At 57.1% G+C, this 25,002-nt stretch carries 23 protein-coding genes and 2 pseudogenes; 18 read left to right on the forward strand and 7 right to left on the reverse strand.

What is annotated here, in order from left to right:
• Nucleotides 1-9: 9 nt before the first annotated feature.
• From dnaB to EQV97_RS16995, 5 genes are all read left to right on the forward strand, one after another.
• Entirely contained in the window at nt 10-1,404 is a 1,395-nt protein-coding gene (gene dnaB / locus EQV97_RS16975; protein ID WP_045061826.1) for a replicative DNA helicase, read from the forward strand.
• 184 nt (nt 1,405-1,588) lie between these two features.
• Nucleotides 1,589-3,892 carry a YgiQ family radical SAM protein gene (locus tag EQV97_RS16980; RefSeq protein WP_122841568.1) on the forward strand — a complete coding sequence of 768 codons (2,304 nt, stop codon included), beginning with the start codon at nt 1,589-1,591 and terminating at the stop codon, nt 3,890-3,892.
• Between the two features lie 277 nt (nt 3,893-4,169).
• Complete coding sequence (locus EQV97_RS16985) at nt 4,170-7,445, forward strand: transglutaminase family protein (protein WP_240889297.1); 3,276 nt, start codon at nt 4,170-4,172, stop codon at nt 7,443-7,445.
• Nucleotides 7,446-7,533: 88 nt separating this feature from the next.
• A complete protein-coding gene (locus EQV97_RS16990) occupies nt 7,534-10,020 on the forward strand; it encodes a circularly permuted type 2 ATP-grasp protein (protein WP_122841570.1) in 2,487 nt (828 codons plus the stop codon).
• Nucleotides 10,020-10,910, forward strand: coding sequence for a transglutaminase family protein (locus EQV97_RS16995; RefSeq protein ID WP_240889298.1), 891 nt, complete (start codon nt 10,020-10,022; stop codon nt 10,908-10,910). Before EQV97_RS16990 ends, EQV97_RS16995 begins: the two co-directional genes overlap by 1 nt.
• A gap of 183 nt (nt 10,911-11,093) precedes the next feature.
• Here EQV97_RS16995 and EQV97_RS17000 read toward each other — a convergent pair whose 3' ends face one another.
• Both EQV97_RS17000 and EQV97_RS17005 read right to left on the reverse strand, forming a co-directional pair.
• A complete protein-coding gene (locus EQV97_RS17000; RefSeq protein ID WP_045061821.1) occupies nt 11,094-11,282 on the reverse strand; it encodes a hypothetical protein in 189 nt (62 codons plus the stop codon).
• Nucleotides 11,283-11,350: 68 nt separating this feature from the next.
• Entirely contained in the window at nt 11,351-11,938 is a 588-nt protein-coding gene (locus EQV97_RS17005; RefSeq protein WP_045061820.1) for a TIGR00730 family Rossman fold protein, read from the reverse strand.
• A gap of 341 nt (nt 11,939-12,279) precedes the next feature.
• Between EQV97_RS17005 and azu the strand changes: the two genes are divergently transcribed.
• Nucleotides 12,280-12,726, forward strand: coding sequence for an azurin (gene azu, locus EQV97_RS17010; RefSeq protein ID WP_045061819.1), 447 nt, complete (start codon nt 12,280-12,282; stop codon nt 12,724-12,726).
• Nucleotides 12,727-12,914: 188 nt separating this feature from the next.
• Here azu and nadE read toward each other — a convergent pair whose 3' ends face one another.
• From nadE to EQV97_RS17025, 3 genes and pseudogenes are all read right to left on the reverse strand, one after another.
• Nucleotides 12,915-13,742 (reverse strand): ammonia-dependent NAD(+) synthetase, encoded by an 828-nt coding sequence (gene nadE / locus EQV97_RS17015; RefSeq protein ID WP_122841572.1) that lies wholly within the window; start codon nt 13,740-13,742, stop codon nt 12,915-12,917.
• Between the two features lie 4 nt (nt 13,743-13,746).
• A pseudogene (locus EQV97_RS17020) lies at nt 13,747-14,151 on the reverse strand (nicotinate phosphoribosyltransferase); the annotation flags it as partial.
• A gap of 117 nt (nt 14,152-14,268) precedes the next feature.
• Nucleotides 14,269-14,769: a helix-turn-helix domain-containing protein gene (locus tag EQV97_RS17025; RefSeq protein WP_240889299.1), complete on the reverse strand. Its 501-nt coding sequence runs from the start codon at nt 14,767-14,769 to the stop codon at nt 14,269-14,271.
• Nucleotides 14,770-15,166: 397 nt separating this feature from the next.
• On the opposite strand from EQV97_RS17025, the gene EQV97_RS17030 reads away from it, so the two are divergent.
• The 7 genes from EQV97_RS17030 to EQV97_RS17060 all read left to right on the forward strand — a co-directional run bounded on the left by EQV97_RS17030 (nt 15,167) and on the right by EQV97_RS17060 (nt 20,260).
• A complete protein-coding gene (locus EQV97_RS17030) occupies nt 15,167-15,904 on the forward strand; it encodes a metallophosphoesterase (protein ID WP_240889300.1) in 738 nt (245 codons plus the stop codon).
• Nucleotides 15,905-16,350: 446 nt separating this feature from the next.
• The gene (locus EQV97_RS17035; protein WP_240889301.1) at nt 16,351-16,755 is read left to right on the forward strand and encodes a hypothetical protein; all 405 of its coding nucleotides are present in this window, start codon (nt 16,351-16,353) and stop codon (nt 16,753-16,755) included.
• A 39-nt stretch (nt 16,756-16,794) separates the two neighbouring features.
• Nucleotides 16,795-17,151 (forward strand): hypothetical protein, encoded by a 357-nt coding sequence (locus EQV97_RS17040; protein ID WP_240889302.1) that lies wholly within the window; start codon nt 16,795-16,797, stop codon nt 17,149-17,151.
• Nucleotides 17,152-18,100: 949 nt separating this feature from the next.
• Nucleotides 18,101-18,454: a hypothetical protein gene (locus EQV97_RS17045; RefSeq protein WP_240889303.1), complete on the forward strand. Its 354-nt coding sequence runs from the start codon at nt 18,101-18,103 to the stop codon at nt 18,452-18,454.
• Nucleotides 18,455-18,618: 164 nt separating this feature from the next.
• Nucleotides 18,619-18,807, forward strand: a complete 189-nt coding sequence (locus tag EQV97_RS17050; RefSeq protein ID WP_240889304.1) for a hypothetical protein — start codon at nt 18,619-18,621, stop codon at nt 18,805-18,807.
• A 214-nt stretch (nt 18,808-19,021) separates the two neighbouring features.
• Nucleotides 19,022-19,579 (forward strand): hypothetical protein, encoded by a 558-nt coding sequence (locus EQV97_RS17055; protein WP_240889305.1) that lies wholly within the window; start codon nt 19,022-19,024, stop codon nt 19,577-19,579.
• 315 nt (nt 19,580-19,894) lie between these two features.
• The gene (locus tag EQV97_RS17060; RefSeq protein WP_240889306.1) at nt 19,895-20,260 is read left to right on the forward strand and encodes a histone-like nucleoid-structuring protein, MvaT/MvaU family; all 366 of its coding nucleotides are present in this window, start codon (nt 19,895-19,897) and stop codon (nt 20,258-20,260) included.
• Nucleotides 20,261-20,708: 448 nt separating this feature from the next.
• Here EQV97_RS17060 and EQV97_RS17070 read toward each other — a convergent pair whose 3' ends face one another.
• A complete protein-coding gene (locus EQV97_RS17070; RefSeq protein WP_240889307.1) occupies nt 20,709-21,047 on the reverse strand; it encodes a protealysin inhibitor emfourin in 339 nt (112 codons plus the stop codon).
• Nucleotides 21,048-21,208: 161 nt separating this feature from the next.
• Here EQV97_RS17070 and EQV97_RS17075 point away from each other — a divergent pair, with 161 nt between their 5' ends.
• The 3 genes and pseudogenes from EQV97_RS17075 to EQV97_RS17085 all read left to right on the forward strand — a co-directional run bounded on the left by EQV97_RS17075 (nt 21,209) and on the right by EQV97_RS17085 (nt 22,652).
• Nucleotides 21,209-21,379: a hypothetical protein gene (locus EQV97_RS17075; protein ID WP_240889308.1), complete on the forward strand. Its 171-nt coding sequence runs from the start codon at nt 21,209-21,211 to the stop codon at nt 21,377-21,379.
• Nucleotides 21,376-21,685, forward strand: a pseudogene (locus EQV97_RS17080) (hypothetical protein); the annotation flags it as partial. The gene EQV97_RS17075 and the pseudogene EQV97_RS17080, both read left to right, overlap by 4 nt.
• 154 nt (nt 21,686-21,839) lie before the next feature.
• Entirely contained in the window at nt 21,840-22,652 is an 813-nt protein-coding gene (locus EQV97_RS17085; RefSeq protein WP_240889309.1) for an NAD(P)-binding domain-containing protein, read from the forward strand.
• Between the two features lie 332 nt (nt 22,653-22,984).
• Here the strand turns inward: EQV97_RS17085 and EQV97_RS17090 are convergent, their stop codons facing one another.
• Entirely contained in the window at nt 22,985-23,392 is a 408-nt protein-coding gene (locus EQV97_RS17090; RefSeq protein ID WP_240889310.1) for a helix-turn-helix domain-containing protein, read from the reverse strand.
• 102 nt (nt 23,393-23,494) lie between these two features.
• Between EQV97_RS17090 and EQV97_RS17095 the strand changes: the two genes are divergently transcribed.
• Nucleotides 23,495-23,935, forward strand: coding sequence for a disulfide bond formation protein B (locus tag EQV97_RS17095; protein ID WP_240889311.1), 441 nt, complete (start codon nt 23,495-23,497; stop codon nt 23,933-23,935).
• Nucleotides 23,932-24,576, forward strand: coding sequence for a thioredoxin domain-containing protein (locus EQV97_RS17100; protein WP_240889312.1), 645 nt, complete (start codon nt 23,932-23,934; stop codon nt 24,574-24,576). The genes EQV97_RS17095 and EQV97_RS17100 overlap by 4 nt, the downstream gene beginning before the upstream one ends.
• Nucleotides 24,577-25,002 lie beyond the last annotated feature (426 nt).

Consider the following 25,002-nt stretch of genomic DNA (forward strand, 5'->3'; position numbering starts at 1 on the left):
CAAGTGGCCATGAACGATATCTCCGCTCCTGAGCAATACGATCTGCAAACCGCTGCCCTGAAGGTGCCGCCGCATTCCATCGAGGCCGAACAGGCTGTGCTCGGTGGTTTGATGCTGGACAACAACGCCTGGGAACGCGTGCTCGATCAAGTTTCGGATGGCGATTTTTATCGACATGACCACCGCCTGATCTTCCGCGCGATCGCCAAGCTGGCGGACCAGAATTCGCCGATCGACGTCGTGACCCTTGCCGAGCAACTGGACAAGGAGGGTCAGACCTCGCAGGTCGGCGGCCTCGGATACCTGGGTGAGCTGGCGAAGAACACGCCATCTGTCGCCAACATCAAGGCGTACGCGCAGATCGTTCGCGCACGGGCAACCTTGCGTCAACTGATCGGCATTGCGTCTGAAATTGCCGACAGTGCCTTCAACCCGGAAGGCCGCACGGCAGAAGAGATTCTCGACGAAGCGGAACGGCAGATCTTCCAGATCGCCGAGGCCCGGCCAAAAACCGGCGGCCCGGTGAGCGTGAATGACCTGCTAACCAAGGCCATCGACCGCATCGACACCTTGTTCAATACCGACAACGCGATCACCGGCCTGTCCACCGGGTACACCGACCTCGACGGCATGACCAGCGGCCTGCAGCCATCTGACTTGATCATCGTCGCCGGCCGTCCGTCCATGGGTAAAACCACCTTTGCGATGAACCTGGTGGAAAACGCCGTGCTACGCAGCGACAAATGCGTGCTGGTGTACTCGCTGGAGATGCCAGGTGAATCGCTGATCATGCGTATGTTGTCGTCCCTGGGGCGTATCGACCAGACCAAGGTCCGTGCCGGTCGCCTCGACGACGATGACTGGCCGCGCCTGACCTCGGCAGTCAACCTGCTCAACGACCGCAAGCTGTTCATCGACGATACGGCCGGTATCAGCCCGTCGGAGATGCGTGCGCGTACCCGGCGCCTGGTGCGTGAGCACGGCGATGTCGCCCTGATCATGATCGACTACCTGCAATTGATGCAGATTCCAGGTTCCGGTGGTGATAACCGGACCAACGAGATTTCCGAGATTTCCCGTTCCCTCAAGGCCCTGGCCAAGGAATTCAATTGCCCGGTGGTGGCTTTATCCCAGCTCAACCGGTCTTTGGAACAACGTCCGAACAAACGCCCGATCAACTCCGACCTCCGGGAATCCGGAGCGATCGAGCAGGATGCTGACGTGATCATGTTCGTGTACCGGGATGAGGTTTATCACCCGGAGACCGAGCACAAAGGCATCGCCGAGATCATCATCGGCAAGCAGCGGAACGGCCCGATCGGCACGTCGCGCCTGGCGTTCATCGGCAAGTACACCCGCTTCGAAAACCTCGCGCCGGGTAGCTACAACTTCGACGACGAATAAGCTGTAGCGCCTGAGAGGGCCTCATCGCGGGCAAGCCTGCTCCCACGAGAATCTCACCGAACCTGTGGGAGAGGGCTTGCCCGCGATGGCGGCGACGCAATTTCCGACCATTACCGTCGGAATTGGTTAAATTTTGTGCTATATTCCGCGCCCGCGATTTTTCATCTCAACACCGGTCATCGTCATGCAAACAGCCAAGCCGTTATTTGACTATCCCAAGTACTGGGCCGAATGTTTCGGCCCAGCGCCATTCCTGCCAATGAGCAGGGAGGAGATGGATCAGCTTGGCTGGGATTCCTGCGACATCATCATCGTCACCGGTGATGCCTACGTTGACCATCCGTCGTTCGGCATGGCAATCATCGGCCGGCTGCTGGAGTCCCAGGGCTTCCGCGTCGGGATCATTGCCCAGCCGAACTGGCAGTCCAAAGACGATTTCATGAAGCTCGGCGAGCCGAACCTGTTCTTCGGCGTCGCGGCCGGCAACATGGATTCGATGATCAACCGCTATACCGCCGACAAGAAAATCCGTTCAGATGACGCCTACACCCCAGGTGGCCTGGCGGGCAAACGTCCGGACCGCGCAAGCCTGGTGTACAGCCAGCGTTGCAAGGAAGCCTACAAGAACGTGCCGATCGTGCTCGGTGGCATCGAAGCCTCCCTGCGCCGCATCGCCCACTACGACTATTGGCAGGACCGGGTACGCAACTCGATCCTGATCGACGCCTGCGCCGACATCCTGCTCTACGGCAACGCCGAGCGTGCGATCGTCGAAGTGGCCCAGCGCCTGTCCTACGGTCACAAGATCGAAGACATCACCGACGTGCGTGGCACTGCGTTCATCCGTCGCGATACCCCGAAAGACTGGTACGAAGTCGATTCCACGCGCATTGACCGGCCGGGCAAGATCGACAAGATCATCAACCCGTACGTGAACACCCAGGACACCCAAGCCTGCGCCATCGAGCAGGAAAAAGGGCCGGTTGAAGATCCAGGTGAAGCCAAGGTCGTGCAGATCCTGGCCAGCCCGCGCATGACCCGTGACAAGACCGTCATCCGCCTGCCATCGGTAGAAAAAGTCCGTGGCGACGCGGTTCTGTACGCCCACGCCAACCGCGTGTTGCACCTGGAAACCAACCCGGGTAACGCCCGTGCCCTGGTACAGAAGCACGGCGAAGTCGACGTCTGGTTCAACCCGCCGCCGATTCCGATGACCACCGAAGAAATGGACTACGTGTTCGGCATGCCCTATGCGCGCATTCCGCACCCGGCCTACGGCAAGGAAAAAATTCCCGCCTACGACATGATCCGCTTCTCGGTGAACATCATGCGTGGCTGCTTCGGCGGCTGTACCTTCTGCTCGATCACCGAGCACGAAGGCCGGATCATCCAGAACCGTTCCGAAGAGTCGATCATTCGCGAAATCGAAGAGATCCGCGACAAGGTGCCAGGTTTCACCGGCGTCATTTCCGACCTCGGCGGTCCGACTGCGAACATGTACCGCATTGCCTGCAAGACACCGGAAATCGAATCCGCGTGCCGCAAGCCGTCGTGCGTGTTCCCGGGCATCTGCCCGAACCTGAACACCGATCACTCGTCGCTGATCCAGCTGTATCGCAGCGCCCGTGCGCTGCCGGGTGTGAAGAAGATCCTGATCGCTTCCGGCCTGCGCTACGACCTTGCGGTCGAGTCGCCGGAATACGTTAAGGAACTGGTGACCCACCACGTTGGTGGTTACCTGAAGATCGCCCCGGAACACACCGAGGAAGGTCCGCTCAACCAGATGATGAAGCCGGGCATTGGCAGCTATGACAAGTTCAAGCGCATGTTCGAGAAGTACTCCAAGGAAGCCGGGAAAGAGCAGTACCTGATTCCGTACTTCATCGCTGCCCACCCGGGCACCACCGACGAAGACATGATGAACCTGGCCCTGTGGCTCAAGGGCAACGGCTTCCGGGCCGACCAGGTGCAGGCGTTCTACCCGTCTCCGATGGCCACCGCCACCGCGATGTACCACTCGGGCAAGAACCCGCTGCGCAAGGTCACCTACAAAAGCGACGCCGTGACCATCGTCAAAAGCGAAGAGCAGCGTCGCCTGCACAAGGCGTTCTTGCGTTACCACGACCCGAAGGGCTGGCCGATGCTGCGTGAAGCGCTGACCCGCATGGGCCGCGCCGACCTGATCGGCCCGGGCAAGAACCAGTTGATCCCGCTGCATCAGCCGGCCACCGACAGTTACCAGAGCGCTCGTCGCAAGAACTCGACGCCGGCGGGTAGCCATAAAGTGGCGGGGGAGAAGACCACCAAGATTCTTACCCAGCACACTGGCCTGCCACCGCGTGCCAGCGATGGCGCCAACCCGTGGGACAAGCGTGAACAGGCCAAGGCCGCGGCGTTTGCCCGCAATCAGCAAGCGGCCAAGGAGCGCAAGGATGCGGCCAAAGGCAAAGGGCCCAAGCCCGCGCGCAAGCCGGTCGTGCCGCGCTAAACGCTAAAAGCAGCTAACAGAACGCCAACCTTCGGGTTGGCGTTTTGCGTTTGAAGATCAAAAGATCGCAGTCTTCGGCAGCTCCCGTAGGAGCTGCCGAAGGCTGCGATCTTTTGATCTTCGCCACATTTGCGTGCAATCACTCCCAACCAAATTCCCGCATCGCCCGATTTTGGTGCTGTACTGCCCTAAGCAAATCTGTGAAAGCGCCAGCGCTGCTGGATGGCATAAGTCTTGCGCGCTTTCGAATACGCTTAAGGCTCGCAGGAGGCACGCCGTGTCGATACATGTCGCATTGCATCACGTCACGCATTACCGCTACGACCGCGCCGTCGAACTCGGACCGCAGATTGTGCGGCTGCGCCCGGCCGCCCACAGTCGCACGCGGATCTTGTCCTATGCGCTGAAAGTCTCGCCCGAGCAGCACTTCATCAACTGGCAGCAGGACCCCCAGGGCAATTACCTGGCGCGGTTGGTGTTTCCGGAAAAAACCGAAGAGCTGCGTATCGAAGTCGATCTGCTGGCGGAGATGGCCGTCTTCAATCCCTTCGACTTTTTCCTCGAGCCCTATGCCGAGAAAATCCCGTTCACCTACGCAGCCGACGAGCGCAAGGAACTGGCGCCGTACCTGGAAACCCTGCCGCTCACACCGAAGTTCAAGGCCTACCTCGACGGCATCGACCGCACACCCTTGCCCAGCGTCGACTTCCTGGTCGGCCTCAACCAGCGCTTGAGCGAAGACATTGGCTACCTGATTCGCATGGAGCCGGGTGTGCAGACGCCCGAGCACACGCTCGAACACGCGAGCGGTTCCTGCCGTGACTCCGCCTGGCTGTTGGTGCAACTGTTGCGCAACCTTGGCCTGGCGGCGCGTTTCGTGTCCGGGTACCTGATCCAGCTGACCGCCGATGTGAAAAGTCTTGATGGTCCTTCCGGCACCGAGGTGGATTTCACCGACCTGCATGCCTGGTGCGAAGTCTATCTGCCGGGTGCCGGCTGGATCGGCCTGGACGCCACCTCCGGGCTGTTTGCCGGCGAAGGCCACATTCCGTTGGCCTGCAGTCCCGATCCGGGCTCTGCGGCCCCGATCAGCGGCCTGGTGGAACCGTGCGAATGCGAATTTACCCATGAGATGTCCGTTGAGCGCGTCTGGGAAGCGCCTCGCGTCACCCGGCCCTACACTGAAGACCAATGGCTGGCGATTCAGGCGCTGGGTCGCCAGATCGATGCGGACCTGCTGGAAAGTGACGTACGCCTGACCATGGGCGGCGAGCCAACCTTTGTCTCCATCGACGACCCTGACGGCGCGGAGTGGAACACGGCCGCGCTCGGGCCAGACAAGCGGCGCCTGTCGGCCGAACTGTTCGAGCGCATGCGCAAGCACTACGCCCCCAATGGCCTGGTGCATTTCGGCCAGGGTAAATGGTACCCCGGTGAGCAACTGCCGCGCTGGTCGTTGAACTGCTACTGGCGTCGCGACGGTGTGCCGATCTGGAGCAACAGCGCGTTGATTGCCGACGAGCAGGAGGACTACGGCGCTGACGGCGCACTGGCCGGGCGTTTCCTGGCAAGCGTGGCTGAACGTCTGAAAATTCCGACGCGCTTTGTGTTTCCTGCCTACGAAGACAATTTCTATTACCTCTGGCGCGAAGGCACATTGCCCCAGAACGTCAGCGCCGAAGATTCGCGCCTGGAAGAGCCCCTGGAGCGGGCGCGCCTGCGCAAGGTCTTCAGCCAGGGCCTGGATAAAGTCATCGGCCAGGTACTGCCCCTGGCACGTACTGCCAAGGGGGACCAATGGCAAAGCGGTCGCTGGTACCTGCGCGATGAGCATTGCCGGCTGGTACCCGGTGACTCACCCCTGGGGTACCGCTTGCCGCTGGGCTCGCAACCCTGGGTCAAGGCTGCAGAGTATCCCTTTATCCATCCCCGGGATCCGAACCAGGATTTCCCGCCGCTGCCCGACTCGGCTCAGTTGCAAAGCCAGGACCAACCGCCAGTGGTCGAGGAGCGCGCGCCAAAGATAGACGAATCCGCCGACTGGCTGACCCGCACCGCCTTCTGTGCCGAAGCGCGCGAGGGTCGCTTGTACCTGTTCATGCCGCCTCTGGAGCGTGTCGAGGACTATCTGGAACTGGTCGCCGCCATCGAGGCCATCGCAGAGGAGTTGCATTGCCCTGTGTTGCTGGAAGGCTACGAGCCGCCGAGCGATCCGCGCCTGAGCAACTTTCGCATCACCCCTGATCCGGGTGTGATCGAAGTCAACGTCCAGCCTTCTGCCACCTGGGACGAACTGGTCGAACGAACCGAGTTTCTCTACGAGCAGGCGCGCCAGACTCGCCTGACCACGGAAAAATTCATGATCGATGGCCGCCACACCGGAACCGGCGGCGGCAACCATTTTGTCCTGGGTGGTGCCACGCCGGCCGACTCGCCATTCCTGCGGCGCCCCGACCTGCTGCGCAGCCTGATCAGCTACTGGCATAACCATCCTTCCCTGTCCTACCTGTTCTCGGGACTGTTCATCGGCCCCACGTCGCAAGCGCCGCGAGTCGATGAGGCGCGTAACGATGCGTTGTATGAACTGGAGATCGCCTTTGCGCAGATGCCCGAACCTGGCGAGGACTGTGCGCCGTGGCTGGTGGACCGGTTGCTGCGCAACCTGCTGATCGACGTGACGGGCAACACGCACCGTGCCGAGTTCTGCGTCGACAAGCTGTATTCCCCGGATGGCGCAACCGGTCGCCTGGGCTTGCTGGAGCTGCGCGCCTTTGAAATGCCACCCCATGCGCGCATGAGCCTGACCCAACAGCTGTTGCTGCGGGCGCTGGTCGCACGATTCTGGCGTGAACCCTATGCACCGCCGAAACTGGCGCGCTGGGGTACCGAACTGCACGACCGTTTCCTGTTGCCGCACTTTATCGAACAGGATTTTGCCGATGTTATCGTCGACCTGAATTCGGCCGGTTATCCCGTGCGTGCCGAGTGGTTCGCCGCACACCTGGAATTTCGCTTTCCCAAAGTGGGCGATTACGCGGTCAGCGGTATCGAACTGGAGGTGCGTCAGGCGCTTGAACCCTGGCATGTGCTGGGCGAGGAGGGCGCGCCTGGCGGCACCGTGCGCTATGTCGACTCATCCCTGGAACGCCTGCAGGTCAAGCTCAGCGGCTTGCCGCCGCAGCGCTACCTGCTGACCTGCAATGGCGTTGCCGTGCCGCTGCAACCGACCGGACGAGTCGGCGAGTTTGTCGCCGGCGTGCGTTTTCGCGCCTGGCAACCGGCCAACTGCCTGCAGCCGACCATCCCGGTTCACGCGCCATTGGTGTTCGACTTGCTCGACACCTGGATGCAACGCTCCCTGGGCGGTTGCCAGTATCACGTGGCTCATCCGGGAGGGCGTAACTACGACAGCTTGCCGGTGAACGCGAACGAAGCCGAGAGCCGGCGCATGGCGCGGTTCTTCCGTATCGGCCACAGCCCCGGGAAACTGCCGGTGCCCCTTCTGGAGATCAACGACGAGCTGCCAATGACGCTCGATTTACGACGTTTTTGAACCGTACGCGACGCCCGGCTTTTTCGTCTATCCGGGTGTCATGAGCGTGCGTTAGTCTGACCGTTCCTTGCTGTCTGCCGAGCTTTCCATGCCTGACCTGCTTGACCGCTACCCGCCGACGGCGGGCAATTACCATGAACTGCTCGACGACAGCGGAGCCGTGCGCGCGCATTGGCGTCGGTTGTTCGACCAATTGCAGCGCAGCACCCCTGCGCAACTGGTGCAGCGTCAGGCCCTGTTGACCCGGCAGATCCACGAAAACGGTGTGACCTACAACGTCTACGCCGACCCCAAAGGCGCGGATCGGCCGTGGGAGCTGGACTTGCTGCCGCATGTGATCGCCGTCGATGAGTGGCAGCAATTGTCGGCCGGCATTGCCCAGCGCGCGCGCCTGCTCAATGCCGTGCTGGCAGACCTGTATGGTCCGCAACGCTTGATTGCCGAGGGGCTGTTGCCGGCCGAGCTGGTGTTCGGCCACAACAATTTCCTCTGGCCCTGCCAGGGCATCAAGCCGCCCGACGGGGCTTTTTTGCACCTGTATGCCGTCGATCTGGCGCGTACGCCTGATGGTCGCTGGTGGGTAACGGCGGACCGCACCCAGGCACCTTCTGGCGCGGGTTATGCGCTGGAGAACCGCACCATCGTGTCGCGCGCGTTCCCGGAGTTGTACCGTGACCTGAAGGTGCAGCACCTGGCCGGTTTCTTCCGCACGCTGCAGGAGACCCTGGCGCGCCAGGCGCCGAGCGATGCCGAGGCGCCGCTGATCGTGTTGCTGACGCCCGGCCGTTTTAATGAAAGCTATTTCGAGCATCTCTACCTGGCGCGGCAACTCGGCTATCCGCTGGTGGAAGGTGGTGACCTCACGGTGCGCGATGCCACGGTCTACCTGAAGACACTGAGCGGTTTGCGCCGCGTGCACGCGATCATGCGCCGGCTGGATGATGACTTCTGCGACCCGCTCGAATTGCGCACCGATTCAGCCCTTGGCGTGCCAGGCTTGCTCGAGGCGGTGCGGCAGGGCCGGGTGCTGGTGGCCAATGCGCTCGGCAGCGGCGTGCTGGAGTCGCCGGGCCTGCTCGGCTTTCTGCCGCGGATCAGTCAGTTCCTGTTTGGTGAGGAGCTGATACTGCCGTCCATCGCCACCTGGTGGTGCGGCGAGGCGCCGGTGCTGGCGCAGGCACTGGAGAAGCTGCCCGAACTACTGATCAAGCCGGCCTTTCCCTCCCAGAGTTTTACCCCGGTGTTTGGCCGCGACCTGAGTGAAAAACAGCGCGAAGAGCTTGCCGAGCGCATGCAGGCGCGCCCTTACGCTTATGTGGCGCAAGAGCTCGCGCAGTTGTCCCAGGCCCCGGTGTGGCAGGCTGAAGACGGCCAGTTGCAACCTCGTGCCATCGGCATGCGCATGTATGCGGTCGCCAGCCATGAGGGTTATCGCGTTTTACCTGGCGGTTTGACCCGGGTCGCCGCCGACGCGGACGCCGAAGTGGTGTCGATGCAACGGGGCGGCGCCAGCAAGGACACCTGGGTGCTGGGCGATCGTCCACCCACCGGCGAACAATGGAAAACCCGACGCACGATAGGCGTGCATGACCTGGTTCGTCGCGACCCCTACCTGCCGTCGCGGGTGGTGGAAAACCTCTTCTGGTTCGGTCGCTATTGCGAACGGTGTGATGACAGCGCCCGGTTGCTGCGCATCATGCTCGCTCGTTATGTCGATGGCGACGATCCGCAAGCGCTGCAAGCCGCAGTCGATCTTGGCGAGCGCCTGATGCTGTTGCCCGATGAGGGCGAACTGCAGGAACGCCTGCTTGCCGCGCTGCTCGGGGATGACTGGTCGTTCAGCCTGCGTTCCAACCTGCAGCGATTGCAGTGGGCAGCCTCGCAGGTGCGCGGCAAGCTCTCGCGGGAAAACTGGCAGGCCCTGGTGGAACTGCAACGCGAAGCGATGGAACTGGAAACCGCCGAGCCTGACTTCGGTGAGCTGCTGGACTTTCTCAACCGACTGGTGATGTCCCTGGCCGCGCTATCGGGTTTTGCCCTGGACGACATGACCCGCGATGAGGGATGGCGCTTCCTGATGATCGGTCGGCGCATCGAGCGGCTGCAATTTCTCAGCGCCAGCCTTGCCGCCTTCCTGCGCGGCGCCGGTCCTTTTGATCAGGCGGGCCTGGAATGGCTGCTGGAACTGGGCAACAGCAGCATCACTTATCGCTCGCGGTATCTGGCGGTGGCGCAACTGCTCCCGGTGCTGGACCTGTTGCTCCTGGACGAGCAAAACCCCCATGCCGTGCTGTTCCAGTTGAAGCTGGTCAATCGCACCCTCAAGCGACTGAATGACGATTTCGGTGCGCCACGTGAGACCGGTTTGCCGCAACTGGTCGAGCGCCTGGCCCGGTTCGACCTGGGGTGCCTGCAGAACTCGCTGTTTGGCGAAGCCAGCGTACGCGCCGCCGTCGAAGGACTGGCCGATCTGCTGCAGGAAATCGCCGAAGCCAGCGGCCAGGCCTCCGATCGCCTGGCACTGCGGCATTTCGCCCATGTCGATGATGTCAGCCAGCGTACGGTGTCCGTCTGATGAGCGCCCATTACCAGATTTTTCACGACACCCACTATCACTACGACAGCCCGGTGTCGCTCGCCCAGCAGCTGGCGCACCTGTGGCCCCGGCCTTGCGCCTGGCAGCATTGCACGGATCAGCGCTTGCAGATCAGTCCGGATCCCACCTCACGCAGGGACGAACTGGACGTGTTCGGCAATCCGCTGACCCGCCTGGCGTTCGAGCGGCCCCACGACGAGTTGCTGGTCAATGCCTGCCTGACCATTGAAGTGACTGCCCGGCCGGCGCTGGACTTCAATCGCTGCCCCGCGTGGGAAGATACCCGCAGCGCGCTGACCTACAGCAGCCAGCCGCTTTCACCCGAGATACTGGAAGCCTGCCGTTACCGGTTCGAATCGCCCTATGTGCACTTGAAGCGCAACTTCGTCGAGTTCTCGGAAAGTTGTTTTGCGCCGGGCAGGCCATTGCTGCTTGGGGTTCAGGCATTAATGGAGAAGATTTTCAGCGAGTTTACCTTCGATGCCGAAGCGACCCAGGTCGCCACGCCTCTGGTGGAGGTCCTGGAGCGGCGGCGAGGGGTTTGCCAGGACTTCGCCCACCTGATGCTCGCGTGCGTGCGCTCCCGAGGCCTGGCAGCGCGTTACATCAGCGGGTACCTGCTGACTCAGCCACCACCCGGCCAGCCACGCCTGATCGGCGCCGACGCTTCGCATGCCTGGGTTTCGGTATTTTGTCCGGTACTGGGTTGGGTCGATTTTGATCCGACCAACAACGTGCAGCCGGCACTGGAGCACATCACCCTGGCCTGGGGCCGTGATTTCTCGGACGTGTCGCCGTTGCGCGGGGTGATTCTGGGCGGGGGCAATCATGACCCCGAAGTTCGGGTCACGGTGATGCCGCTGGATTAACGCGCATCCCCCGGTAGGAGCTGCCGAAGGCTGCGATCTTTTGATCTTGAGCGTTTCCAGAGCGTTTGAAGAGCTAGATCAAAAGATCGCAGCCTTCGGCAGCTCCTACAGGGTCAGCAGCAGCGCTGCCAACCCTGGACACAGATCCGGTGGGCCTGATCAGATCATCCGGCCCTGGGGGTCTCAGGCGTCGGGCGCCTGATCTTTCGGTGCTGCGGTTTCGTCTGTAGCCACTTCACCTTCGGCATCCGGGTTCAGTGCTGCTGCTTCTTCTTCAGCTGTAGCTTTCTTGCGCTGAAGCTTTTCCTCTTTCTTCTGCTCCTTGGCCAAGTCTCTCTGACGTTTGGCGAAGGAATAATTAGGTTTAGCCATGGGCGATCCTCTTGGGTCGAAGGTGAGGTTGAGCGGCGCATATTCTGCCCTGTATCGGGCCCGAGCCGTTAGCTGGGTTTTTGCTCGGCCCATTTTGGCGTGACCACCGGGTGCCAGGCATCCAGTGCGTCGAGCAGGGTTTGCGGCGATTCGCTCGTTTGCAGCATGTCACGGTGCGCTTCGCGAACGAAGCCTTCGCCGACGATATGATCAAGAAAACCAGTCAATTTGCTGTAGAAACCGTTCACTTCGAGCAGGCCGAGCGGTTTTGCATGATAGCCGAGCTGGCCCCAGGTCCAGACTTCGAACAGTTCTTCCAGAGTGCCGAGGCCGCCGGGCAGCGCGATGAAAGCATCGCTCAGCTCGGCCATCCGCGCCTTGCGCGCATGCATGCCGTCAACCACTTCCAGGCGAGTCAGGCCGCTGTGGCCGATTTCCTTGTCCTTGAGACTTTGCGGAATGATACCTATGACTTCCCCGCCGGCTGCCAGGGCGGCATCCGCGACTATCCCCATCAAACCCACGGCACCACCGCCGTATACCAGGGTCAGCTTGCGTTCGGCGATGGCACGCCCAAGGGCGATAGCCGCTTCACGATAAGCCGGGTGGGTGCCAGTGCTGGCACCGCAGAAAACACAAACGGATGCTAATGACATGCTTTGCTCCACGGTAACGATGACCACAGGGTAAAGGCACGGCGTTAGCGATCCAAGGGTTAAAGGTCGCGGGCAGCGGTTTCGTAACTGCCGCTGGCGCCACAGGCATACGCGGCAAGCAGGCTGCACAACAGGCTATTGAGGGTCATGACGGAGTCCAGGTAAATGGCGATGGACCGATGATACGGCCGGGCCAGGCATCTGGCTGGTAGATTGTTTCGATCGGTGTCATAGCCCGAAAGTTGTATACAATTTTTGATTCAGGTCATAGGAACTTGCGCAGTTTTCAGGCAGTCTTCTGTCCATTCGCACTTTTGTTAACCCTGCCTTGGAGATTCACCATGTTTGCCAAACTTGTTGCGGTATCCCTGCTGACACTGGCCAGCAGCCAACTGATGGCTGCCGAGTGCAAGACCACCATCGACTCCACCGACCAGATGACCTTCAACAGCAAGGCCATTGAGATCGACAAGAGCTGCAAGACCTTCACCGTCGAGTTGACCCACTCCGGCAGCTTGCCGAAAAACGTGATGGGTCATAACTGGGTGCTGAGCAAAGAAGCTGACATGCAGCCGATCGCCACCGATGGCCTGGCTGCCGGTATCGACAAGAACTACCTGAAAGACGGCGATACCCGCATCATCGCCCACACCAAGATCATCGGCGCCAAGGAAACCGATTCGGTGACTTTTGATGTGTCGAAGCTGAGTGCGGATGAGAAATACGGTTTCTTCTGCTCGTTCCCGGGCCACATCTCGATGATGAAAGGTACGGTTACACTGAAGTAAGCGAATCAGCTTCACAAAAAGCGTCCATTGCGGACGCTTTTTTTGTGCCTGGCTTTTGACCGCGTCAGCGTTCATCGCGGGCAAGCCTTGCTCCCACAGGGTTTGTGTCGGCCTCAACTGATGGCATGGCGCAGTACCTGTGGGAGCAAGGCCTGCCCGCGATGGCGCCGGTACAGGCACCGCCGCATTCAAGGCGCGAACGGCATCACTCGCTTGTGATGGGTCTTGTTGTAGGTGTCACAAATAATTCTGAACGCTTCCTCACGTACCGGCTCGCCATGCAGAAAAGCATCAATTTCGGCATAGGTCACCCCATGGGATGCCTCATCCGGCTTGCCCGGGGACAGGTCTTCGAGATCGGCAGTGGGAATCTTCTCCACCAGCGATTCCGGTGCGCCAAAGCTGCGGGCGATGCTGCGCACCTGGTTTTTCACCAGCCCGCTCAGTGGCGCCAGGTCGCAGGCGCCGTCACCGAACTTGGTGAAGAATCCCATTACCGCTTCCGCCGCATGGTCAGTGCCGATCACCAGGCCATGGGCCGCGCCGGCGATGGTGTACTGGGCGACCATGCGCATACGCGCCTTGGTGTTGCCCAGCACGAAGTCCACCGACACCGCGTGTTTGCCTTCGAACGCTGCGACTTCGCTGGCCAGCGCCTTGACTGCCGGGCCAATGTTCACGGTGTGGCGCTCATCCGGTTCGATGAAATCCACCGACGCCTGGGCATCGTGTTCGTCGAACTGGGTCTCGTAGGGCAGGCGGACGGCAATGAACTTGTAGCTGTCGTCACCGGTGCTGTCGCGCAACTCGCGCATGGCACGCTGGGCCAACAGGCCGGCGGTTAGAGAATCAACGCCGCCGCTGATCCCCAGTACCAGGGCCTTGAGCCCGGAATTGACCAGGCAATCCTGAATGAACGTGATCCGTCGAGCGACTTCAGCCTCAAGGGCGGCATCGTCGGCGAATGGTGGTTGAACCTTGAGCTGCTCAGCAATCTCACGCTGTACGGCTTGCATGAATTCACTCCTTGCTTGATGTGCTGGAAAGGGCGGCAGGAACTTTGAAAACGTGTCGCAAATAAGCGACGAAGTTGGGGTCTTTGCAGTGGGTCTTGCCCGGTTCATCGGAAATCTTGGCCACCGGCTGACCGTTGCAGGCGGCCATTTTAAGCACGATGCTCATCGGTTCAACCCCTGGGATATCGCAGGTCAGGTTGGTGCCGATGCCAAAACTGACGTTGATCCGCCCGCGCAGCGCCCGGAATATTTCCAGGGACTTGGGCAGCGTCAGGCTGTCGGAGAACACCAGGGTCTTGCTCATCGGGTCGATGCCGAGCTTGTGGTAGTGGGCGATGGCTTTTTCCGCCCAGATTATCGGATCCCCGGAGTCCTGGTTAGTGATCCTTAAAAAGTCCCATAACACTGCGTGAGTGAGTGAATGCCGCTGTTTTATATGAATTTTTTTTGGGGTTAATTTTAGGCACAAAAACTTACTCACTCCTAAATCTCCCTCGACTCACATGCTTGGGCATCGCCTTGAGAGCTAATCCTTCTGCCAGTACCGATACACCGTTGAGCTTGCCAATCCAAGCCTCCGCGCCACCTCCGCCTGACTCAATCCTAAAGCCTTCAGTTCTCTCACAGCATCGGCATTCTTGGTTTTGCCAGGCTTACCCGAAGGCCTCTTTTTCAGCTCTTTGCCCACAAATTGACTCCGGACAAGCTCCTCTCCTCCGCCTGCTTTGAATGAGTCAAGCTCTGCACGTGCTCGCTCTAGAGTGGTGTCGGTAGGTTCATCCTTCTGAATAGCGACGCAGAGGGCCATAAGAGCAATAGGGTCGAACTGGAGGGCCTCTGCTAACTCGAACAATTTCGCAACCGTGATATTGCTCTTTCCTTGCTCCAGCTTTCCTATGTTTGCTTTTGCACTGACCTCTGCCAAATCACCGTAGTCAAATCCTCTGATTGTCCTGATTGCCCTGAGTGCTCCGGCGATCTCATTCTTAAGCGACATGGTCTGCCCTAAAATCGAGGATAGAGCCATAACGTCGGTCTTCCGATAAACCACGTTTAGTGGTAGTATTGGAAGTGTGCGGTGACGCCTTCTCAGAGCTAAGCCGCAAAATCATAGGTTCAGAGTCTTTTGGAGATGGGCATCAGGCAGTTTTAGCGACCTGAGCACCAAACATATCACATGTATTGTCAGACGCTTTTTGATCGGATCCCTAAGAAATTCCGGTAACCAGCGATGTGCGTCCAAGCATCGGAGACGCCATGAATGAGTCGACCAAAAGCCAGGTATGAAAGATCGTCAGTGGGTCGACTCGAGGTCAATCACTGATCTGGACGGAAAGGAAAACGCGACATGTTTATTTCACATGAATCTTGCTTAGTCGGCCTACTAGGCTTCCCTGGGCCAGAACGATCAAGCAGGTGAGGGTATGAGAATTCACTTGCTGTCAGACCTCCACCTTGAGTTCCAGGATTTCTCGCCTGCTACGAATGATGCAGATGTTGTCGTGTTGGCAGGGGACATCGATCTACTAGCCAGGGGAGTGGGATGGGCAAACAAAAATTTTCGCTGCCCGGTGATCTACGTCGCTGGGAATCATGAGTACTACAAAGGCCACCTTGACCGGACATTGGAAAAAATGCGGAGCAAGGCGCTTGCGCATGTTCACGTCCTAGAGAACGATCAAGTAGTTATTGATGGAGTGAGGTTTCTTGGTACAACCGGCTGGACTGATTTCAGTTCAACGGGAGACGTAGCTTCTGCGCTTCATAGAGCCAAAGAATCCATGAACGACTTTAAACAGATCAGAACTGGAACTCAGTATCGGCGAGTAAAACCAGTCGAAATCTTGAACAGGTCGGAATTTGCAAAACGGTGGTTACTCGCCCAATTGTCCACAAAGTATCAAGGTAAGACAGTTGTCGTAACGCACCACGCGCCATCACCTGAGTGTGCCCCTGGAATTCGGTATGAGATGGGGCACCTAGCCGCTGCCTACGTCAATGATTGGAAAGAATTTAGAGCGTTCGATATAGACCTGTGGGTTCACGGTCACACGCATGTCAGTTATCAAAAATCCATAGATGGCATTCCACATGCATCCAACCCGCGTGGCTACCCGTTTGAAGACACGGGATTTTTATCTGATCTAGTGCTCACGATTTAAAGGTTAGTGACGCGCGAAAAGAATCTTTTATCCAGAGGTATGTTGTGTTTAGAACAAGCGAAAGTCAGCTGCAAGGCAGATTTAAAATGCCGAATGAAAACCTCCTGCTATGGAAATCAGTAGATCTTCGTCACAACCAATATTCTTTCTTGATAGAGGGAGTAGGGTTCTTCGATGGAACTATGGGGCCAAGCACGCGCCTCGTCTGTGACGCAACATCGGTTCAAACCATATGCAGTTCAGGTGATTCTGAATTTATTGCTGTCACCAAGGTATACCTCATTTCGCCGCCGTGGATGAATCGGCAAAGTGAGCGCCTAATGGAACCGCTTTCCGAAATAAGATTGCAAAGCTCTGACAAAGAGCCACCAGTCTACGAGTTCGTGACCATGGCGGGGCAAACCTATACAAGCGTTCCTTAACCTAAATCAATTTGAGATTTAACTATGGTGACGTTGGATGAAATCGCTCAGCTCCTCTACGGTAATGATGGGGAAACTTCGGGTTGGACTGGTTCCCAAGAGGATTTAATTTCCTTAGCGGGAAAGGTGTTCCCCGGCAAAGCTTTTTGTGTGGTGCGGCAGTGGATCTTGATTGACCTCACTGTGACACCTGAGGAATTGGAAAAGCTTACGAACCTCGGTCTGCTTCCCATGACGCTATTCGCTCACGAGGTAGTCCTGGACAGCGGAGGGCGCTTTCAGCCAGGCATGTGGGTGCGCAGTAATTTTGGGGTGTCTTTCATTTACGGCAGCATGTTTGAAACCAAGAACACCGTCTATCTCCTCTGGGGCCCAGGCCAGCGAAAAGAAGCGACTGTGGGAGCTGCTTTTTCGATGTCGGCCGGGTAAGCGGTAATTCATTTTTGAGTCGTTTGGAGCATTGGTTGAATGACTGAAATCATCGAAGTCGAATTTCACAGTAAGGAACTGAGTGACTTTCAGTTGTGCCGCCTCGGGCGAGCGAGCATCCAGAAATATTCGGTGCCGGTCACTGCGTTCATCAGTGATGCCTTCATCTCAAATGAAACATGCCTTGGCGTTTCTTTCGATCACGTTGGGCAAGATGACACTTTTCGCCCATCAGATGGCGGCCTCATTCGAACAGGAAAAATTCAGAGGGCATGGAAAGAGGGAGGTTACTGGCTTCTCGAGACTCAAAATGGCAACTACGTCCTCTGCAGTTTCCTACGAGGCTTTGGGCGGCGTAGCTTTTGCGAGTTGCTTCGATCAGGTGAGCGTTGCTGAGGTGTCAATGCAGCAAGGTTTTGATGGGTTGACTGTTAAATCACTGCAGGGTCGGATGCTGTCACGCGTTTAATAAAAAAGCTGTAACTGGCTTTTGTGTTGCTGATAACAGCCTCGCCTCTAAGAGATAAAACCCTCTGTATTCGTGTGAACTACCTAATTCGGGCCGCTCCACAGGCGGGAGATGAATCTGCTGATATTCGTCTGAGACCCGCGTTTACTGGCTCAAACGGCCATGGGGGAGGTGAAAGATGAAACTCGATATTCGCCTCAGCAATCTGATTAATCCTGCACCAGCTAGCGGGAGATGAAGCTCCTGATATTCATCTGAGTCCCGCGTTTCCTGGCTCAAACTGCGATGGAGAGCCGAGAGATGAAACGCTCGGTATTCGTCTCGGCGAGCTGATTCGGCCCGCTCCAGACAGTGGGAGATGAATCTCCTGATATTCGCCTGAGACCCTCGTTTGTTGGGTCAAACGGTTATGGAGAGGTGAGAGATAAAACCCTCCAAATACGTATTAGCCAGCTGATTCGGCACGCCGCTCCAGGTGGGAGATGAACCTACCGATATTCGTCCGAACCCCCATGTTGCGAGTCGCGGCAGCCTTGAGGCGGAAAGACAACTCGATGTTCGCATCAGCCAGGTAATTCGCCCCGTGTCACGTGGGGAGAGAATGAAACCCTCCATATTCATCTGAGACCCGTTGTTGCAGGCCGAAAAACAGCCACGTAGCGAGAGATAGGCTTCAGAAGCTCCGTATGTTGTTGCTGAAAACGCTTTTAGTTTCTACGTCTTCGTTGTAGGCATTTACGGCTTCGCTGCGCTCTGCCAGCTATTGCTCGCGCTGTATCGTACTCAGGGCTTCGGCCAGAGCCTCATTTTTTTAGTCCGTACTGCTAGCCGCTCACGCGGAGTAGCGATTGCTTTTCTGCCGGCGGCACAACGAAAATGGACAGCGCAAACATTACTTTCCAGCGGGTACATTTTGCCTTGGGGCTCGATATGGGACATCTCAGCTTGGAGGATATCTATCCCGGCGACGTAGCCGACTACGGCCATATGCGCGTGGGTATGACCGACCTTTACGTGAAAGAAAATCACGCCATTTATGGTTTGACTACGCTTGGCGAATACCGGGAGATGACTAGTCAGCTTTTGCGCGATGATGCGGTGCAAATGATCATCAGCGACAAATTGGCCGCATTGCCCAAGGACTACGATCCATGGATCTGGCGGATTAACCGCCATCGAGCCTTACGCGCAAAATACGGGAATAAATTCGATCCTTGGTTAGACGACTGACTGCCTTCAGACTTCCCATTCCAAACGCAAGGGCTTCAGGCTGGCAACCGCTCCGCTGGCAGTGACTAAAGCAAACGCCCCATCAGCGCCAAAAACTCCTTACTGATTCGGAGCGCCATGCACTCGAGCAGATACTCAAATCGGTGAACGTATAGGGAGAGGTAGTGGACAGCTACCAAACCGACGATGTCCGGCTGATGACAAAAGCTGCCGTGGAGGCGGCGTACCGCGTTTCCGACCTGATTTTTACATACAGCAAAGCTGAAGTTCTCTTCGTCTCCCTGTGTGAAAAAGGCGAGTGTACCGAAGACCTTCCCTCGATCTCGGAGCTGGTCGCCACTCAGAAGGAGTAGGGGACACTGCGCTTGGCCAGAGTGCCGACCAATCCAGATTGGGGAATGCGTCAGGAGATGATGGAGCCAGAGCGTTACGACTCTTTTAAGCATCTATACCAGTCTGGGCGGCGGGTTACTCCGAAGGCTAACCACAAAATATATTTTTGACGTTGTTAAAATTCTTCGGGATCGAGCCGAATTTGATTTAGTAAGCCAATCTTTCGAGAATGCCATGAGCAACCACGACCGTTTGAGATCCCGCCTCACCTTCAAGTCCTCTGAGGTTTTCAGTTTTCCGGAAACAGACGAGCATTTTCGTGCGACTGTCAAACTCACCCCGTCTCGAATTATTCATTTAGTCCTACACGACTTCAAAGCATGCTTGACCACACGGCAAGCTTATGAGATAGCGTCTGGTCTAATCAAAGCAGTAATTAACTCGTTTGATCATGATTGCCCAAAGTCGGATAAGTCTAATATCCAAACAAACCATGACAATTGGACTGTTCTAATTGAGCGCCATGGCATGTTTGGATTGCAGGAAACTTCTGATCTGCTCCAAGTTGTGATGACTGGAAGAAATTTCTTAATTCAAGGAGCTCTGCTCGACCCCAAGCCGGCGGTCGAATTTAAGTGCGGTGAAGAGCCTATCTATGATTTTGCGATCAGACTAGATGGCCAATACGTTTCAATATATTTTGGTTGGGTTCGCTGGAGACTCAGCCGAAGTGAGGCTCAGTGGTTGGCGGAACAGCTTTGGACTGCGGTGTTTTTAGCAACAAAGCGCTAAAGCGCCGATTAATCAGGAGTGCGCAGGAAAAGTACACGCGACCTGATTGTTGAGGGCGTACCTTCCGCCATCCGAACATACCAGGCCTCGCTCTCCAAGCGCGGCCTTGGCCTCTTGAGCCTTTGCCCTTGTTGCCGACTATTGCTCGGGATCGATGGGGCTTTAACAACGTTTACGGCACGACGCGTGGCCATGAGATCGTTGACCAGGCGTCCTTTTACATCGGGAGGCAGTAACGGAAGTCTGCTAAAAACAACTGATTCAACTGTTTATATTGGTGTACTGTTAGGCTACTAATCACCTTGAGATTTTCAGATGTCCAAACTCGCAGAATTTCGTCAGCTCGAAAAGCACCTCGCCGAGCAGCTTCAAGCTCTCGAAGCGCTGAAAGGCGACGCTGGCCTCAAGAAAGAAATCGAATTCGAAACTAAGCTGCGCGCTCTGCTTGCCGAGTACGGCTATAGCCTGCTGAACGTGATCAACCTGCTTGACCCTAAGGCTGGTCGTCGCGCGCCAGCAGTAGAGTCCAAAGCCAGCAGCCGCAAGCCTCGCCAAGTCAAGGTCTACAAAAATCCGGAGTCTGGCGAAGTTGTAGAAACCAAAGGCGGCAACCACAAAATTTTGAAAGAGTGGAAGGCGAAATATGGCTCGGACAAAGTCGAGTCGTGGCTGACCAAGTGACTTCAGTTTGAGTACAAACAAGGGCTCTTACTCTGGGCTCTTGTTGTTGGCGTTGTAGGGAGCGCCTGGAAATTTTGAGTTCAGAGAGACTGAAATCTCATCAGTTTGATGGGGTCAAGCGCTATAGGCTTGATTCAGTCCATCAGCCAAACCCCGTGTCCAGAATATATTTTCTACGGCTGGTTCAGCGCGGAAGCACTCGTTCAAACCGGGTGCTGTAAACCCCTAACTGTGTTCGCGTTGCGACCTACTCACCTGACATCTCCTTCTCTGGGCTGAGGGTGCCGAACCAGGCAATTAGACCCATGATGATCACCGCGACCGACAACTCTAGAATAATGCTTCGCCGCAAGGCGTTAATAGCGACAGTGTGAGTGCGTGCCTGAATGGATCGTGCGAGCTGCGGGCGAGGTGAAATCGGTTCAGGGCCGCAATGGCATGTGGTTGGTTAGCCACCTTGCTTCTTTGAAACCGCGTGGGCGGCCTTGAGATATTCGCGTGTACTTTGGATTAGTTTACGTAGCGGTTCGTTTTCAACGGGAACAAGCCCCCGGACTGTATGCTGACGCTCGCCATCAACAATTTTCAGGGTGATGTATTGATAATCTGCAGCGCCCGGGGCTGGCGTGCCTATAGAGTCAGCTAGGTCAAAGAAACGTGCTGCGTCAATCAGCAGCCTCAACTCTGCCTGTTTTGCTCCTGTCAACAGGTCGGCATCAAGAGTCACCGGTTTACTCAATCCGGGGAAATAGCCGATGCCGCCCGTTTGCGACAACTCGATATACACGCCAGCTTCCTCCTTAAGATGTGAATACCCAAGGCTGCTCACCTTCACTTACTGCTTGGTGTACGGGGCTACCTACTCCATAGGCACGTCGCGCTATGTTATAGGTAACACGAGCGAAAAGAATAAGTCCACTGCGCGGATCTCGAAGTGAGTCAAAAAGGATGTACCAAAACCAACTCGCTCTTGAAGCGGCACTGATGGAGCTAACACTCCAGGTAGAGGCTCAAGGTCTGGCAGATGTTGGTGACAACGTTCGAGGAGCTCTTGAAACAATCGGCGAGAACGCAGGCCATATCAAGCAAGGTCTAGCCCGCCTCAAAAAGCTCACATGACCCCGATGTTCGACTTTGATCTCAAACACGTGTCACGCCAGCACTACATCACGGGAAAAGCCGCCATCCATTTCCCCCATCCTGGCAGCGCGAGTGGTGGGGGGCATTGCCTGTCGTACTTCGACCGAGAAGCGGGCGTGGCGAAGGTGTCGTTAGCGGGCATCTATTATCCTGACACCACCTGTTTTTTTGGCGATACGTGCGTCATTGATGTCACGGATCAAATGGCCATGGCGTGGTTGGTCTGTAGAGAGAAGAAGGCTCTTCATGGCGGATCACTACAGGGCAGCAGCGAACATGGTTGTGTAATGTCACTGCACCATTATCGATAGAAATACGACCTGCTAGCTGCAAGCTGAACGGGGGAATCCCAGCTTAGCCCCTTTGCCCGACCGGCCAGACCTTGAGGGTGAAGGTCTGACGCACAAGCCAAAGTCCGATCAGGGGGGGCGCGAACGCGGTGCTCAAAGCCAGCAATGATAGATTTCCAACCGGCACGACAGAGCGCGCCGGTAATTCTCGTCGTGGGCACTCTGCGTTCAACGTCTTGCAAGACTTGGCCCGGCTTGCCCTCCAGGAGCCTGGCACGAAGATTTTCTGGGTGATTCGCGGCTCCTCTTTGGATCGCATATTGGGCGGAGGGGCAAACGACAAGCTGGAGGAGCGGGGGAAACTGGGACAGAGGATTCGCCAGCTGTTGAACGATGGGGCCATTGAGCTGTTCACCAACATCGCCATCGACAGGGTTGTTGCAACTGACGATGGCATCGTTGTTGAGGCGGGCGGTCAAGCTCTCCCTGTGGTGGATGAGGTCGTGGTCGCAACGGGCTTTCGACCTGAATTGAGGCTACTTGCCGAACTGCGCTTGGCGCTGGATTCAGCGACTCAGAGCCCCATTCATCTTGCTCCGCTGATTGATCCGAATGAGCATAGTTGCGGCACTGTTCGCCCACATGGTGCCGTCGAGCTGGCTCACCCTGATGAAGGGATCTTCATTGTAGGAATGAAGAGCTATGGCCGTGCCCCGACTTTCCTGCTCCTGACAGGTTATGAGCAGGTGCGTTCGGTATTAGCGGCGCTGGCCGGTGATTGGGAGGCGGCCAAGCAAGTTGAATTGGTCTTGCCAGAGACAGGTGTGTGCAGTACGCAGCTCGATGATTCTGACTGCTGCGAGCGTGCGGCAAACCCAGACTGCTGCGAGCCAAGTTGTTGCACCGATGCGGCCAAGGTTGCCGAAGTTGCACCGGCGTTGAAGGGTTCCTGCTGCTCGTAGCTGTGTGCAAATCTACATGCATTAGCCAGGCATTTGCATTCGTCCTGACCACCTATAGTTGGGCTCAATGGAGCCGGTCAGTGAGTCCGGCCAAACCTGCTGTCCCGGAACAATGGCACCCGATTGCACCATCGTAGAAGCGCTGGCCGAATCCGGAATCAAAGTCAGGTCAAAGTGTTGTTCATAGCTAGCGCACTTGTGCTGCTTGCTGATTTGATTTCTATTGCCGTGCCTAGGCACGCTAGTCACTGAAATAGTTTCTTGGTCTATTTCTGACGGCACTAGATGCCGTCATTTTGCTGTCTTTTCATTCTGACGATGAGCTTCCTCAGCTAACTGCGACTCGACAGCGACTCAATGATGCGGCATTGGTCTATCACGCCACCTTGGCAGCAAACATTCAGACGTTCCAATTCCGCTTCCAGGCCTTGCAAATCTCGAATACGCATCCGCACCTGCTCCAATTGCCCTTCGACTTTTGCGTCCACACCAGCGCAGGAGGCGTCGCGTCGATCCGCAAACCCCAGTAGCTCACGAATGTCATCAAGGCTGAAGCCCAAGGCGCGGCTACGGCGAATGAACAAAAGGCGGTCGCGCTCCTCATCCGTGTAGAAGCGATAGCCCGATGGCGATCTTCCGGCAGAGGGTAGCAGCCCCAACTGCTCGTAATAGCGGATGGTTACCGCTTTGGTATCGGTCGCCTTTGCCAAAGCACCGACCGTGTAAGTGGCCGCAGTCATTTTGCTTGACCTTATAGTCGCTAGAACCTTCATTCTACTCACTACAGGCGATAAGCAAATCCGTGCGCGCCCTTACAACCCTACATAAAGGGCTTTGATCCGATGGAAATCACACACCAACCACGTCAATCCGGGGTTTGGGCGCTCCTGCTCTGCGCATGGCTGCTTGCCCTTATATCAACACTTGCCGTGTTGTTCGTAGGCGAAGTCATGGGGCAAGTGCCCTGCGTACTTTGCTGGTTTCAACGTGCATTCATGTTTCCACTCGTCCTAGTGCTGGGTGTAGCTTGCTGCATGTCGGACGCGGGTGTCTGGCGTTATGCGTTGCCTTTAGCCGTTATGGGCTGGTTGATCGCGCTGTATCACAACCTGCTTTATTTCGGACTAATCCCCGAAAGTATAAAGCCCTGTGGTGCCGGCCCGTCCTGCTCTGGCGCTGAAATGACAATCCTCAGTGGTATTCCACTGCCATTGTTATCGCTGGGTGTATTCAGCCTCCTGATCATTCTTCTTGTTCTCATCCGTCGGAGATTTACCGTATGAGCAGACGCACCGTCGTCCTCGCCATCAGCGTCCTTGCCATCGTCGGCTTCGCCGCCGCCGCATTTTTTTATAATCGCGCCACCACAGTCCCCCAAGCCACAGCCCCCGTGGCGCAAAACAGTTCGCTGGAGCGCTTTAATTCACCAAGTTTCGGCCCTGCCAACGCCCCGGTGACTATTGTTGAATTCTTTGACCCGTCGTGTGAAAGCTGCCGTGCTTTTTACCCCATCGTTAAAAAAATGATGTCCCAGCACCCAGCCGATACTCGTCTTGTGCTGCGCTATGTGAAACTTCACGTAGGGTCTGAAGAGGCCATCCGGATTCTCGAGACTGCGCGCAAACAGGGCGTATTTGCACCGGTGCTTGAAGCTGTCCTGGCTGCCCAGCCGCAGTGGCATGATGATGCACAAGCTACAGCGGCATGGGACGCAGCGGCTCAGGCAGGTTTGGATGTGGCCAAAGCTCGTGCGGAAATGATGTCACCGGATATCACCGCCACGATTGAAAGAGATGCCGCCGATGCGAAAACCTTAGGCGTAAGCGGAACACCGACATTTTTCGTCAACGGTAAGCCGCTGACCAACTTCGGTGCCCAGCAGCTCTATGATCTGATTTGGAGCGAAATCAACCAGTCGCGGTAAGCTCGAAACGGTCGCGCTGAAAAATGCTCGGCGGTCTCGATAATCCTCTTGACCTTATAGTGGCTATAGGGTGTTCACTCTTCACCATAACTTGTGGAGAGCGTTCTTATGAAAAGCTGTTGCGGTGATGAGCAAGCACCTGAAGGTCAGGCCGGCGTTGAGGTTTTTGACCCGACACCACTGTCAGGTTGTTGTGCCCCCGCCGCAACGACTTACGATGGAAATACTGTCCAGAATCAGTCCAAGAGCAGTTGCTGCGCTCCGACAACCCTGGACGTCAGTCCGGTGCCGCCTAAAGCAGAGGGCGCCGGATGTTGCTCTCCTGCTCTGGACGGCGCCAAATCGAGCTTCGCAGCCGTCACATCGGCGTCCACCTTGTATGCCCTTGCCGAACCGAGCAAACCTGCTGGCCCGGTTGGTAACGGT

The sequence above is a fragment of the Pseudomonas sp. TMW22090 genome (assembly GCF_022496665.1).
GTDB classification, from domain to species: Bacteria; Pseudomonadota; Gammaproteobacteria; order Pseudomonadales; family Pseudomonadaceae; genus Aquipseudomonas; species Aquipseudomonas gregormendelii.